We start from the raw sequence: 13,843 nt of genomic DNA on the forward strand, positions 1-13,843 counted from the left end.
GCCATATGACCGACGCATTACAACTCTAGGATTCGTCTCATCTGCTTGATGAGGCCTGTCCATGAACCCTGCAATCGCAACTGCCCTGACCAACCCCGGCGCCCCGATGAAAGTGCGCGGCGTGCAGAAGCGCTTCGGCGCCTTCACGGCGCTGGATAATGTCTCCCTTGATGTCGCGGCCGGTGAGCTGGTGTGCCTGCTCGGCCCGTCGGGTTGCGGCAAGACCACGCTGCTGCGTTGCATTGCCGGTCTGGAGAAGCAGGACAGCGGCGAGTTGTACCTCGGCGATCGCGATGTTTCCCACCTCGCGCCGCAGGCCCGGGACTACGGGATCCTGTTCCAGTCCTACGCGCTGTTCCCCAATCTGACTGTCGAAGCGAACATTGCCTACGGCCTCGCCGGCAGTGGTCGCGATGAAGTGCGCCGTCGTGTCGGTCAGATGCTGGAGCTGGTCGGCCTCAGCGGCAGTGAGAAAAAATACCCGGGCCAGTTGTCCGGCGGCCAGCAGCAACGGGTGGCACTGGCCCGTGCCTTGGCGCCGGCGCCGTCACTTCTGTTGCTCGATGAGCCGATGTCGGCCCTCGATGCCCGGGTCCGCGAGCACCTGTGCACAGAGCTGCGCCAACTGCAGCGCAACCTCGGCATCACCACCCTGATGGTCACCCACAATCAGGACGAAGCCATGCTGATGGCCGACCGCATCGCCGTGATGAACAACGGCAAGGTCGAGCAGTACGCCACCCCGCAGGAAATCTACAACCGCCCGGCTACGCCGTTCGTGGCCGAGTTCGTCGGCCAGGGCAACTGGCTGCCGTTCCAGCGCAGCAGCGACAGCCACGCCAAGGTCGGCGGGATGAACCTGCGCCTGGCCGACGGCAGCGTCCACAGCCCGTCGGGCCGCTTGTTCTGCCGCCCGGAAGCAATCAACGTCAATCCGCTGGTGCACGAAGAAAACCTGTTCCCGGCCAAGGTCCGCGAGATCACTTTCCTCGGCAACCGCTGCCGCATGAGCTTCGAGCTCGATCAACTGCCCGGCCACGCCTTGCTCGCCGAACTGGCGCCGGAAGCCATGCCGCGCCTCGGCGCCCAGCAGATCATGGTTGCCTTGCCACCGCGCAGCCTGCAGGTGTTTGCCTGATGAACAGCAACCTCGCACTGCCGCTACCGCAAAAGCAGGCGCGGCAGATGTCCGGGGCCGAGGTCGGCGACCGGATCTTCGTCCTCGGCGGCAAACTTCTGCTGCTGGTATTGCTCGGTGTGGCGGTGCTGTTGCCATTGCTGGCGATCTTCTGGCGCGGCTTCAGCAGCGAAGCCGGGCAGGGCGGTGGCTGGCTCGCCGCGAAGGAGCTGGTGACCAGCGACAATTTCCATTGGCTGCTCGGTAACAGCCTGAAAGTTTCCCTCAGCGTCGCGGCCATCGTCGTACCGCTGGCTTACCTGTTTGCCTACGCCTTGCAGCGCACATTGATTCCGGCAAAAGGCATCTGGCGCGGGATTTCGCTGCTGCCACTGATGGCGCCATCGATGCTGCCGGGGATTGCGTTGGTCTATCTGTTCGGCAACCAAGGCATGTTGCGCGGGCTGCTGTCGGACAACATCTACGGCTTCTGGGGGATTGTTCTGGGTGAGGTGATCTACACCTTCCCACACGCCTTGATGATTTTGCTGTCAGCCCTGTCGCTGGCGGATGCGCGACTGTTCGACGCCGCGTCGAGCATGGGCGCCAGTCCGGCGAAGGCCTTTCGCAGTATCACCTGGCCGGCGACCCGCCAGGCGGTGTTCGCCGCGTTCTGCCTGGTGTTCACCCTGACCATCACCGATTTCGGTGTGCCGGTGGTGGTCGGTGGCGACTATCAAGTTCTGGCGCTGGAAGCCTACAAAGCGGTGGTCGGCCAGCAGCAATTCGGTCGCGGCGCGTTGATCGGCATGGTTCTGCTGCTGCCGGCGCTGTTCAGCTTCGGTGTCGATGCCTGGCTGCGACGACGTCACGGCGACTCCATGAGCGGCCGCGCCCAAGTGTTCAAACCGGCGCCGTCGAAGAAGCGCGACGCCTGTTATCTGGCCATCGTCCTGCTGATCAGCGCGGCGTTGCTGCTGGTTTTCGGCATGGCGGTGTTCTCGTCGCTGGTGAAGTTCTGGCCGTACAACCTGTCGCTGTCGCTCAACCACTACCAGTTCAACGAGACCGCCGGCGGTGGCTGGCTGGCCTACGGCAACAGTCTGAAAATGGCGCTGGGTACGGCGTTGATCGGCAGTGTGCTGATCTTCACCGGTGCCTACCTGATGGAAAAGACCCGCAGCCAGCGCGGACTCAATCTGACACTGCGCATGCTCAGTTTCGTACCGATGGCGGTGCCGGGGCTGGTGCTGGGTCTGGGTTACGTCTTCTTCTTCAACCTCACCGGCAACCCGCTGCACGTGTTGTACGGGACCATGACCCTGCTGATCGTCTGCACCATTGCTCACTATCTGACCACTGCGCAGATGACCGCCACCACCGCGTTGCGTCAACTCGATGCCGAATTCGAAGCCGCCGCGCTGTCGCTCAAGGCGCCTCTCTACCGGCATTACCTGCGGGTCACCGTGCCGATCTGCCTGCCGGCGCTGCTGGACATCGTGCGCTACCTGTTCGTCTCGGCGATGACCACCGTTTCCGCCGCAATCTTCCTCTACAGCCCCGACACCATCCTCGCGGCGGTGGCGGTGCTGAACATGGATGACGCCGGCAACGTCGGCGGCGCGGCGGCGATGTCGACCCTGATTCTGTTCACCTCGGCGGGCGTGTCCTTGCTGCTGGCGTGGGCTTCGCGCGGCTTGCTGCGCCGTTCCCAGGCCTGGCGGCAAACGGCGCCCGGTCACTGATTCCAACCCCGTTCAACTCACCTACAGGAAAACGATCATGTTCAAGCCTATGGCCCTGGCCGCTGCTGTGCTCGCTACTTTCAGCCTGAATGCCTTCGCGGCAAAAACCGAGTTGACGGTGTACACCGCCCTCGAAGCCGAACAGCTGACCGCCTACAAGGCTGCGTTCGAAAAAGCCAACCCGGACGTCGAGATCAAGTGGGTACGCGACTCCACCGGGATCATCACCGCCAAACTGCTGGCCGAAAAAGAGCGTCCACAGGCTGACGCGGTGTGGGGCCTGGCGGCGTCGAGCCTGGCGATCCTCGACCAGCAAGGCATGCTGCAAAGCTATGCGCCGAAGGACCTGGGCAAGATCGGCGCAAACTACCGCGACGCCGCCAACCCGCCAGCCTGGGTCGGTATGGACGTCTGGGCCGCGACCATCTGCTTCAATACCGTCGAGGCCGAGAAGCAGGGCCTGACCAAACCGGTGAGCTGGCAGGACCTGACCAAGCCTGAGTACAAAGGCAAGATCGTGATGCCGAACCCGGCCTCGTCCGGCACCGGCTTCCTCGACGTCAGCGCCTGGTTGCAAACCTTCGGCGAGAAACAGGGCTGGGCCTACATGGACGGCCTGCACCAGAACATCGGCCAATACGTTCACTCCGGTTCCAAGCCTTGCAAACTGGCTGCTGCCGGTGAGTTCCCGATCGGCATTTCCTTCGAATACCCGGCCGTTCAGCTGAAGCGTCAGGGCGCGCCACTGGACATCATCCTGCCGAAGGAAGGCCTGGGCTGGGAGATCGAAGCGACTGCCGTGATCAAAGGCACACCGCATGAAGAAGCTGCGAAGAAACTGGCCGACTTCTCCGCCAGCGCCCCGGCGATGGATCTGTACAAGGAAAACTTCGCTGTCCTCGCCCAGCCGGGCATCGCCAAGCCGCAGACCGAACTGCCGGCCGACTACGAACAGCGCCTGATCAAGAACGACTTTGCCTGGGCCTCGAAGAACCGCGACGAGATCCTGACCGAATGGCGCAAGCGCTATGACGGCAAGTCCGAGAAAGTCGCTGCCAAGTAAGATCTTCATCGACTGACAGGGCCTCTTCGCGAGCAAGCCCGCTCCCACACTGGATCGCATTCACAACGCAATTCCCTGTGGGAGCGGGCTTGCTCGCGAAGGCGGGCTCCCATTCAGGGCAAATCTCCATGACACAACACAACGACCTGCTCATCGTCGGCGCCGGCATCCTCGGCCTGTCCCATGCCTACGCCGCCGCCAAACGCGGCCTTAAGGTCAGCGTTTTCGAGCGCACTGCAACGCCAATCGGCGCATCGGTACGCAACTTCGGCCAGGCACTGGTCACCGGCCAGCCACCGGGCCCGATGCTCGAACTGGCCAAGGCCAGTCGCGAAATCTGGGGCCAGTGGGCGCAGCTCGCCGGCCTGCAACTCAAGCGCAACGGCTCGTACCTGTTCGCTCGCACCGAGGCCGAAGAGCACTTGCTCGAAGCCTTCTGTGCCGGGCGCGCCGTTGAGCACGACTACCGCGTCGAACTGCTGCGCGGTGCCGCGTTGCGTGATCTGTATGGCGGCCAGTTCAGCCATCACCGCGCCGCGCTGCACGGCATGGACGATCAACAGCTGTATTCCCGGGAAGCGATTCCGGCGTTGATCGACTACCTGCGTCGCGAACTCGGCGTCGAGTTTCACTTCTCGACGCTGGTGCGCGACGTCGAACCGGGGCGCCTGCACAGCACCGCCGGGCTTTTCACCGCCGAGCAGATCATCGTCTGTTCCGGCCACGATTATCAGACCTTGCTGGCCGAACCGATTGCCGCCCTCGACCCGCAAATCTGCCGCCTGCAAATGCTTCGCGCCCGGCCGCAGATCGACCTGAACCTGCAACACGCTCTGCTCACCGGCCTCAGCTGCGTGCATTACGGCGCCTTCGCCGATTTGCCGGAAGCGGCGGCGGTGCAGGCGCAGATCCTGCGCGAGCAACCGCACCTGCAGGAAAACGGCATTCACCTGCTGATCAGCCCGACGCCTTACGGCGAACTGATCATCGGCGACTCGCACCATTACGGCAGCGATCCGTCACCGTTCAACGCCGAGCAGGTCGACAACTGGATGCTCGAACTGGCCGAACAGACCCTTGGCTGCAAGGTGCAGGTGGTCGAGCGCTGGCAGGGTGTCTATGGTTCCCGGGGGCCGGGGCCGTTTTCGTTCCTGCGTCCGGCGCCGGGGCTGAGCGTGGCGCTGATGCACAGCGGCGTCGGCATGAGCGTCGGCCCGGCCATGGCCGAGCGCAATGTCGCACAGCTTTTTGGAGAGCGTTGATGTTGAATCACGAGCAAGTCATTGACCGGGTGTTCGGGCTCTATGAGCGGTTCGGCGCCAGCGACTACATCGGCGAACCGGTGTCGCAGATCGAGCACATGTCCCAGGCGGCGCAACTGGCCATCGCCGAAGGCTTTGACGATGAAGTGGTGCTCGCCGCGTTCTTCCACGACATCGGTCACTTGTGTGCCGAAGGCGCGGAGAACATGGGCGGTTACGGTGTGGTCAGCCACGAACGGCTCGGTGCGGACTATTTGCGTGAAGCCGGATTCAGCGAGCGCCTGGCGCGGCTGGTGGAGTATCACGTCCAGGCCAAGCGCTATCTGACGCTCAGGGAGTCGGGCTATTACGAACGCTTGAGCGAGGCCAGCCGCCGCACCCTGGAGTATCAGGGCGGGGTGATGACCGAGGCTGAAGCCGATGCGTTCGAGCGGGATCCGCTGTGTGCCGTCAGTCTGAGGATGCGCCAGTGGGATGAACTGGCGAAGGAGATGGCGGTGCCGGTGATGGATCTGGGCGTGCTGAAAGACAAAGCGGCGCGGGTTCTGGCGGCCTGAGGTCAGCCGCTACAAATCTACAGCCAATGACTCGATCTGCTCCTGCCGTTCCGCCTGATTCAGCTTCGGATGGGGGTTGAGTGACGACCACTGCGGGTGCGCCCGGGCCTTGCCCAAAGCCTCGGGCAGCTTGCCTTCGCGCCAGGTCTTGTCCTGCGGCGTTGCCACTTGAACGGCATCCATCGCCGCATGGCCTCGGGCATTCAGCGCTTGCAACAGTTGCCGCTGACGCAATGCCAGCAGGCGCAGCACGTTGTCATCGACCGTCAGTTCCCGCTGCCCTTTGATCTTGCCCAGCAGGCGATTGCCGTAGCTGCGGGCGGTTTGCAGGGCTCCGCCAGCAATCGCGCCGGCCAGTGCGGCGGCGCCGAGGGTGATGCCGCCGACCAGCAAATCCACGCCTGCACCGGCGGCTGCACCGGCCGCAATCCCGCCGCCGACCCGCACGCCCAGTTGTTTGAGGGTTTCCGGGTTGAACAGGTCATCGCCCCAGCGGCCGTCGAGCAACGGCAGATCGCTGGCGGCGGCGTCTTGCGGGCGGAAGGCGTAGAGCTTGAGCAACGCTTCGACACATTTCTGCTCGCGTTGGCGCACGGCTTTGCGCAGTTCGCTGATGGCCTGTTGTTCCTGTTCGGCGTTGCTCGCCACACTACGTCGGCACGCGGCGCAGTCGATCAGCAATTCGGCGATCAGACGCGCGGCGCTTTGCTCGCGGGCGAGACGTTGGGCCTGTTGATCGGCGATCAGCCGTTCAAGTTGCGGACGGGCGTTTTCCAACAGTAACGCGAGGCTTTCATACAGCCGCCGCTCGCCATCCTCGGGCGGGGCGACGCTGTCGAAGCGCACCAATGCATGCAGCCCCAGGCGCGCCAGTGCTTCACGCCAGTCCGGCTCGCGGTGGTTTGCGCTGCTGACGAAATTCAGCACCGGCAGTAACGGTTTTCCGCAACTGGCCAGCACCTCCAGTTCGTCGCGGTACTTGGCCAGCACCGGTTCGCGGGCATCGATCACGTACAGGCCGGCATCGGAATCGAGCAGTTGCCGCAGCACCTTGGCTTCCTGTTCGAAGCGCTGGCGTGCTTCGCTGCCGTCGAGAAACCGCGCCAATCGCGCCGGGCCGTCGAGGCGTTCGCCGGGGCGTTCCAGACGCTCGAGAAAATCCAGCAGGGCGATGGCGTCTTCCAGGCCCGGCGTGTCGTAGAGGTCGAGCAGCGGTTCGCCATCCACCGATAGCCGCGCACCTTCGACATGCCGCGTGGTGCTCGGCCGATGGGAGACTTCGCCGAAGCCGACGTCGCGGGTCAGGGTGCGCAGCAGCGAAGTCTTGCCGACGTTGGTGTGGCCGACCACCGCCAGTTTCAGCGGCGCTTTCCAGGCATCAGTCATGTCCGTGCTCCAGCCAGTTCAACGGGGCGCAATCGGCAAACGGCAGTTCGAGTTGCTGCAAGGCCACGTGCCAGTCGCCGAGACGTTCGGCGTCCAGCGCTTGTCCTTGTGGCGCCTGCAACAGCCAGACTCGGGTCGCGGCGGCATTGCGCGCCAGTTCGGCGATGAGCGCCAGGCTGCCGCGATCCGGTGAGCGCCGAGGGTCACAGGCAATCGCCAGTCGCGCCGGGGGGAAACGGCTGAGCTGTTCGAGCAGTTTGTTGCGCGATTCGCGGCTGTCGAGGATGCCGGCGTTGCTGACGTTTTTCGGCAGCGTCGGTGGCCATGAGTGTTGATCGTCGAGTTCGATTGCCACCAGCAACGCTCCATCGCTGGCGAGTTCGCCGACGGCGCTTTCGACGCGGTGCAATTGCGCAGGCTCGGGGTCGGTGATGCCGAGGCGTTCGCTGGTCGGCATCAGGCGTTCGCGCAGTTGGGCGTAGCCGGGCAGGTTCAGGTCCAGACGCAACGCAGCCTTGCCGCTGTTCCAGCGCCAGAAGCAAAACAGCGCCAGCAGCAGACGCGGCAGCACGCCGTACACCACCAGCACGCCGACCAGCCAGGTTGCCCAGGCTTGACGGGCGCTTTCGATGTTCAGCGCGGTGTCGCCGCTGGCGCGGATCATGTCCACGGTCGGTACGTTGAAACCCAGCAGCGCCGGCAATGCGCCGAGGGCCTGGGTCATGTTGATGAAGGTGTCGGCGCTGAGAATCGTGGTTTCCCAGACGAAGCCGTAGCGCCGGGTCGCCATCAGCGTCAGCAGCAAAACCAGCGCGCTGACCATCGCCAGCAGCCACAGGACATTGACCAGCGTGCCGAGCGCCCAGCGATTGAGTTTCTTTCGTTGCAGCATCAACAGCAGGGCCGGCGCCAGTTGCGCCGCCTTGGCATCGCGGGCAAGTTTTTCACTGAGCCATAGCCACAAGCGGCCAAGGGTGGCGCCGTGTTCGCCGGCAAAGACCAGCCCCAGCACCCAGCTCAACAGCAGAATCAGATTCAGCCCTAGCAGACTGCCCAGGGCCCAGAACACATTGACCGGCGTCTGGCCCAGCGCGGTGAAGGCCAGACCCGCGCCGCTCAATACCGCGAGGATCGCCAGCAGCACCAACGCCAGACGCGCGCCTTGCAGCCAGTGTTTGAGCGCCGAGGTCAGACCATCGCGCTCGGCCAGCCACAGGGCACGGCGTTGAATGCGTCCCGGCAGATCGCCGCCGGCCGCTCGGGCCAGGCGATTGGCTTCCTGATCGTCCAGCGGGCCTGCGTGTTCTTCGCGCAGGCGCACGGTTTCGGTGAGCCAGAGGTTTTGCAATGGAGTCAGTTCAGTCACGCGGCATCCCGATGCTTGATTGAGCCGTGAGCATAACTGCTGTGGCGCTTATCGGGGTAAGCACGGCTCTGGTATCCTCGCCGGCATGACTAAATCACTCCCCCTCAGCCTGATCGCAGCCCTCGGTGAAAACCGCGTGATCGGCGTCGACAACAGCATGCCCTGGCACCTGCCGGGGGATTTCAAATACTTCAAGGCCACGACGCTCGGCAAGCCGATCATCATGGGTCGCAAGACCTGGGATTCGCTGGGTCGTCCGTTGCCGGGCCGTTTGAACATCGTAGTCAGCCGTCAGGCCGATCTGGTGCTGGAAGGGGCGGAAGTCTATCCGTCGCTGGAAGCCGCCGTGATTCGCGCCGAAGAATGGGCGAAAGAGCAGGGCGTCGACGAATTGATGCTGATTGGCGGGGCGCAGTTGTATGCGCAAGGGCTGGCACAGGCGGATCGTCTGTATCTGACCCGTGTGGCGTTGAGCCCGGAAGGGGATGCGTGGTTTCCGGAGTTCGATCTGAACCACTGGAAACTGGTATCGAACGTGCCGAATCCGGCTGAAGGCGACAAACCGGCTTACCACTTCGAAGTCTGGGAGAAAAAATAGCTTCGAGCTTCGAGCTTCGAGCTGCAAGCCACAAGTGAAAGCGGGAATGCTCTTCTTGCAGCTTGCAGCTTGCAGCTTGCAGCTTGCAGCTTGCAGCTGGCTAGCTCGCTAGCGCCGCATGCTCATCGGCATCCAGCAGGGCCTTGTCGGTCTGCTGCATTACCTGGCTGGTAATCGCGCCAGCGGTGATCGAACCACTCACGTTCAGCGCCGTACGACCCATGTCGATCAGCGGCTCGACCGAAATCAGCAACGCCACCAGCGAAACCGGCAAGCCCATGGCCGGCAGCACGATCAGTGCCGCGAAGGTCGCGCCGCCGCCCACGCCCGCCACACCGGCCGAACTCAATGTCACAATCGCCACCAGCGTCGCGATCCACAGCGGATCCAGCGGGTTGATGCCGACCGTTGGTGCAACCATCACCGCCAACATCGCCGGGTACAGGCCGGCGCAGCCGTTCTGGCCGATGGTCGCACCGAACGAGGCGGCGAAGCTTGCCACCGATTGCGGAATGCCCAGACGACGGGTCTGCGCTTCGATGCTCAGCGGAATGCTTGCGGCGCTGGAGCGGCTGGTGAATGCGAACGTCAACACCGGCCAGATCTTGCGGAAGAAACGCAGCGGGTTGATCCCGGCCGCCGACACCAGCAGGCCATGCACGACGAACATCAGGCCCAGACCGAGGTACGACACCACCACGAAACTGCCGAGCTTGATGATGTCCTGCAGGTTGGAACCGGCCACCACTTTGGTCATCAGCGCCAGCACGCCGTACGGGGTCAGCTTCATCACCAGACGCACCAGACGCATCACCCAGGCTTGCAGGGTGTCGATGGCGTTGATCACTTTCTGACCTTTCTCGGCGTCATCCTTGAGCAGTTGCAGCGCGGCAACCCCCATGAACGCGGCGAAGATCACCACGCTGATGATCGAGGTCGGCTTGGCCCGCGCCAGGTCGGCGAACGGGTTCTGCGGGATGAACGACAGCAGCAGTTGCGGCACGTTCAGGTCGGCGACCTTACCGGCGTAGTCGGTCTGAATGGTTTGCAGACGGGCCATTTCCTGCGTGCCGGCGACCAGGCCTTCGGCGGTCAGGCCGAACAGGTTGGTCAGGCCGATGCCGATCAGCGCCGCAATCGCCGTGGTGAACAGCAGCGTGCCGATGGTCAGGAAGCTGATCTTGCCCAGCGAAGAAGCGTTGTGCAGACGGGCTACGGCGCTGAGGATCGAGGCGAACACCAGCGGGATCACGATCATCTGCAGCAGCTGCACGTAACCGTTGCCCACCAGATCGAACCAGCCGATCGAGGCTTTCAGCACCGGGTTGCCGGCACCGTAGATCGTGTGCAGCGCGATGCCGAACGCCACGCCCAGCACCAGGGCGAGCAGGACCTTTTTCGCCAGGCTCCACGAGGTGTGACGGGTTTGCGCCAGGCCGAAGAGCAGGGCGAGGAACACCAGCAAGTTGAGAATCAGGGGCAGATTCATGAGGACTCCAGAAAAGACTGTGCCAACAACCTTCCGGGGCTGTTGCGAACCGGCAAGCCTAACAGTTTGATTTCCAATGATTTAATACCGAAATCAAAGGTCGTCCGTCGTTTTTGGAATAAGCGGGTGTCGCTCTCGGGGATGCAGTTGGCGCAAAAGGGACGTGGACAGTCGCTGACAGACGGTAACTGTCACACTGATTTGTTAGCGTCGATCTCTTTCAATCGGGGAGAAACGCAGAATGAAGTTCGCACCTGAATTGCTGGCTGCCGCACTCTGCTTCGGCCTTGTTGGCCAAGCGTTCGCCACTGACCTCAAGCACTGGCCGGCGGACCAGGCCAAGGCACTGGACGCGATGATCGCGGCCAACGCCAACAAGGGTAACTACGCGGTGTTCGACATGGACAACACCAGTTACCGCTATGACCTCGAAGAGTCGTTGCTGCCGTTCATGGAAAACAAGGGCCTGATCACTCGTGACAAGCTCGACCCGTCGCTGAAACTGATCCCGTTCAAGGACACCGCCGACCATAAGGAAAGCCTGTTCAGCTACTACTACCGCCTCTGCGAAGTCGACGACATGGTCTGCTACCCATGGGTGGCGCAGGTGTTCTCCGGCTTCACCCTCAAGGAGCTCAAAGGCTACGTCGACGAACTGATGGCCTCGGGCAAACCGGTACCGGCGACCTATTACGAAGGCGATGTGGTCAAGAACATCGACGTGCAGCCGCCGAAAGTCTTCACCGGTCAGGCCGAGCTGTACAACAAACTGATGGAGAACGGCATCGAGGTCTACGTGATGACCGCCGCCTCCGAAGAACTGGTGCGCATGGTCGCGGCCGATCCGAAGTACGGCTACAACGTCAAACCGCAGAACGTCATTGGCGTGACCACCTTGCTGAAGAACCGCGAGACCGGCGAGCTGACCACTGCGCGCAAGCAGATCACCGCCGGCAAGTATGACGAGAAGGCCAACCTCGGCCTCGAACTGACCCCGTACCTGTGGACCCCGGCGACCTGGATGGCCGGCAAGCACGCGGCGATCCTGACCTACATCGACGAATGGAAAAAACCGGTGCTGGTGGGTGGCGACACGCCGAGCAGCGACGGTTACATGCTGTTCCACAGCGTCGACGTGGCCAAGGGCGGCATTCACCTGTGGGTCAACCGCAAGGACAAGTACATGACCCAGCTCAACGGCATGATGGCCAAGCACGCTGCGGCCCAGGCGAAAGAAGGTTTGCCGGTGACGGCGGACAAGAACTGGGTGATCGTGAAGCCGGAAGAGATTCAGTAAGCCTCAAGGCAAAAAAATGCCCCGCACTTGGCGGGGCATTTTTGTTTCTGCGATTTGACCCTTACAGGCCGTCGAGCATCGCCTTGTTACGTACCGCACCCTTGTCGGCGCTGGTCGCCAGCAGGGCGTAGGCCTTGAGGGCGGTGGTCACTTTGCGTGGACGCTTCTCGACCGGTTTCCAGCCTTTCTTGTCCTGCTCGACCCGGCGTGCCGCCAGTTCTTCGTCACTGATCAATAGGTTGATCGAGCGGTTCGGAATGTCGATCAGCACCTTGTCACCGTCCTGCACCAGACCGATCGCGCCGCCAGCTGCAGCCTCAGGCGAAGCGTGGCCGATGGACAGACCGGAAGTGCCGCCGGAGAAACGGCCGTCGGTCAGCAGGGCGCAGGCTTTGCCCAGGCCCTTGGATTTCAGGTACGACGTCGGGTAGAGCATTTCCTGCATGCCCGGGCCGCCTTTCGGGCCTTCGTAGCGAATGATGACGATGTCGCCTTCCTTCACTTCGTCGGCGAGGATGCCGCGCACGGCGCTGTCCTGGCTTTCGAAAATCTTGGCGTTGCCTTCGAAGACGTGGATCGACTCGTCGACGCCGGCGGTTTTCACCACGCAGCCGTCCAGGGCGATGTTGCCGTACAGCACGGCCAGGCCGCCTTCTTTCGAATAAGCGTGTTCGAAGCTGCGGATGCAACCGTTTTCACGGTCGTCGTCCAGGGTTTCCCAACGGGTCGACTGGCTGAACGCGGTTTGCGTCGGAATGCCGGCCGGGCCTGCCTTGAAGAAATGGTGCACGGCCTCATCGTCGGTCTGGGTGATGTCCCACTTGGCGATGGCTTCTTCCATGCTGCGGCTGTGCACGGTCGGCAGGTCGGTGTGCAGCAGGCCGCCACGGGCCAGCGAACCGAGGATGCTGAAGATGCCGCCGGCGCGGTGCACGTCTTCCATGTGGTACTTCTGAATGTTCGGCGCGACCTTGCACAGCTGCGGCACCTTGCGCGACAGACGATCGATGTCACGCAGGTCGAAGTCGATCTCGGCTTCCTGGGCGGCGGCCAGCAAGTGCAGGATGGTGTTGGTCGAACCGCCCATGGCGATGTCGAGCATCATCGCGTTCTCGAACGCCTTGAAGTTGGCGATGTTGCGCGGCAGTACCGACTCGTCGTTCTCGCCGTAGTAGCGTTTGCACAGTTCGACGATGGTGCGGCCGGCCTGCAGGAACAGCTGTTCGCGGTCGCTGTGGGTGGCCAGGGTCGAACCGTTGCCCGGCAATGCGAGGCCCAGGGCTTCGGTCAGGCAGTTCATCGAGTTGGCGGTGAACATGCCGGAGCACGAACCGCAGGTCGGACAGGCGCTGCGCTCGTACTCGGCAACCTTCTCGTCAGAAGCGCTGGAGTCGGCGGCGATGACCATGGCGTCGACGAGGTCGAGACCGTGGCTGGCCAGTTTGGTCTTGCCGGCTTCCATCGGGCCGCCGGAGACGAAGATCACCGGGATGTTCAGGCGCAGGGCGGCCATCAGCATGCCCGGGGTGATCTTGTCGCAGTTGGAGATGCAGACGATGGCGTCGGCGCAGTGGGCGTTGACCATGTACTCGACGGAGTCGGCGATGATCTCGCGGCTCGGCAGCGAATACAGCATGCCGTCGTGGCCCATGGCGATGCCGTCATCCACGGCGATGGTGTTGAATTCTTTCGCCACGCCACCGGCGCGTTCGATTTCACGGGCAACCAGCTGGCCCAGGTCCTTCAGGTGCACGTGGCCCGGTACGAACTGGGTGAAGGAGTTGGCAATGGCGATGATCGGCTTCTTGAAGTCGTCATCTTTCATCCCGGTGGCGCGCCACAGTGCGCGGGCGCCGGCCATGTTGCGGCCGTGGGTGGATGTTTTCGAGCGGTAATCTGGCATGGAGCACTCCGGGCGGCTAATCAGGTATCAAAAGGGAGTGAGCTTCTATTGACGTCTGGA

At 63.0% G+C, this 13,843-nt stretch carries 11 protein-coding genes; 7 read left to right on the forward strand and 4 right to left on the reverse strand.

The window, feature by feature from the left end; translation table 11 throughout:
- Positions 1–61: 61 nt before the first annotated feature.
- The 5 genes from AC07NR_RS11995 to AC07NR_RS12015 all read left to right on the forward strand — a co-directional run bounded on the left by AC07NR_RS11995 (position 62) and on the right by AC07NR_RS12015 (position 5,744).
- Entirely contained in the window at positions 62–1,138 is a 1,077-nt protein-coding gene (locus AC07NR_RS11995) for a putative 2-aminoethylphosphonate ABC transporter ATP-binding protein (RefSeq protein ID WP_085709030.1), read from the forward strand.
- Positions 1,138–2,862: a putative 2-aminoethylphosphonate ABC transporter permease subunit gene (locus AC07NR_RS12000; RefSeq protein WP_495078625.1), complete on the forward strand. Its 1,725-nt coding sequence runs from the start codon at positions 1,138–1,140 to the stop codon at positions 2,860–2,862. The genes AC07NR_RS11995 and AC07NR_RS12000 overlap by 1 nt, the downstream gene beginning before the upstream one ends.
- Positions 2,863–2,899: 37 nt before the next feature.
- Positions 2,900–3,925, forward strand: a complete 1,026-nt coding sequence (locus tag AC07NR_RS12005) for a putative 2-aminoethylphosphonate ABC transporter substrate-binding protein (RefSeq protein ID WP_192552510.1) — start codon at positions 2,900–2,902, stop codon at positions 3,923–3,925.
- Between the two features lie 128 nt (positions 3,926–4,053).
- The gene (locus tag AC07NR_RS12010) at positions 4,054–5,187 is read left to right on the forward strand and encodes a TIGR03364 family FAD-dependent oxidoreductase (RefSeq protein WP_495078626.1); all 1,134 of its coding nucleotides are present in this window, start codon (positions 4,054–4,056) and stop codon (positions 5,185–5,187) included.
- Entirely contained in the window at positions 5,187–5,744 is a 558-nt protein-coding gene (locus AC07NR_RS12015; RefSeq protein WP_495078627.1) for a phosphonate degradation HD-domain oxygenase, read from the forward strand. Before AC07NR_RS12010 ends, AC07NR_RS12015 begins: the two co-directional genes overlap by 1 nt.
- Positions 5,745–5,753: 9 nt before the next feature.
- On the opposite strand, the gene AC07NR_RS12020 is transcribed toward AC07NR_RS12015, so the two are convergent.
- Together AC07NR_RS12020 and AC07NR_RS12025 are read right to left on the reverse strand one after the other, a co-directional pair.
- A complete protein-coding gene (locus tag AC07NR_RS12020; RefSeq protein ID WP_495078628.1) occupies positions 5,754–7,130 on the reverse strand; it encodes a GTPase/DUF3482 domain-containing protein in 1,377 nt (458 codons plus the stop codon).
- Positions 7,123–8,496 (reverse strand): DUF2868 domain-containing protein, encoded by a 1,374-nt coding sequence (locus AC07NR_RS12025; protein WP_495078629.1) that lies wholly within the window; start codon positions 8,494–8,496, stop codon positions 7,123–7,125. Before AC07NR_RS12025 ends, AC07NR_RS12020 begins: the two co-directional genes overlap by 8 nt.
- Positions 8,497–8,581: 85 nt before the next feature.
- On the opposite strand from AC07NR_RS12025, the gene AC07NR_RS12030 reads away from it, so the two are divergent.
- The gene (locus AC07NR_RS12030; protein WP_495078630.1) at positions 8,582–9,094 is read left to right on the forward strand and encodes a dihydrofolate reductase; all 513 of its coding nucleotides are present in this window, start codon (positions 8,582–8,584) and stop codon (positions 9,092–9,094) included.
- Between the two features lie 100 nt (positions 9,095–9,194).
- On the opposite strand, the gene AC07NR_RS12035 is transcribed toward AC07NR_RS12030, so the two are convergent.
- A complete protein-coding gene (locus AC07NR_RS12035) occupies positions 9,195–10,583 on the reverse strand; it encodes an L-cystine transporter (protein WP_495078631.1) in 1,389 nt (462 codons plus the stop codon).
- A 241-nt stretch (positions 10,584–10,824) separates the two neighbouring features.
- Here AC07NR_RS12035 and AC07NR_RS12040 point away from each other — a divergent pair, with 241 nt between their 5' ends.
- The gene (locus AC07NR_RS12040) at positions 10,825–11,880 is read left to right on the forward strand and encodes an HAD family hydrolase (protein WP_495078632.1); all 1,056 of its coding nucleotides are present in this window, start codon (positions 10,825–10,827) and stop codon (positions 11,878–11,880) included.
- A 61-nt stretch (positions 11,881–11,941) separates the two neighbouring features.
- On the opposite strand, the gene ilvD is transcribed toward AC07NR_RS12040, so the two are convergent.
- Positions 11,942–13,783, reverse strand: a complete 1,842-nt coding sequence (gene ilvD / locus AC07NR_RS12045; protein ID WP_064380052.1) for a dihydroxy-acid dehydratase — start codon at positions 13,781–13,783, stop codon at positions 11,942–11,944.
- Positions 13,784–13,843 lie beyond the last annotated feature (60 nt).

This window comes from Pseudomonas sp. GW821-FHT09C09, from assembly GCF_059418105.1.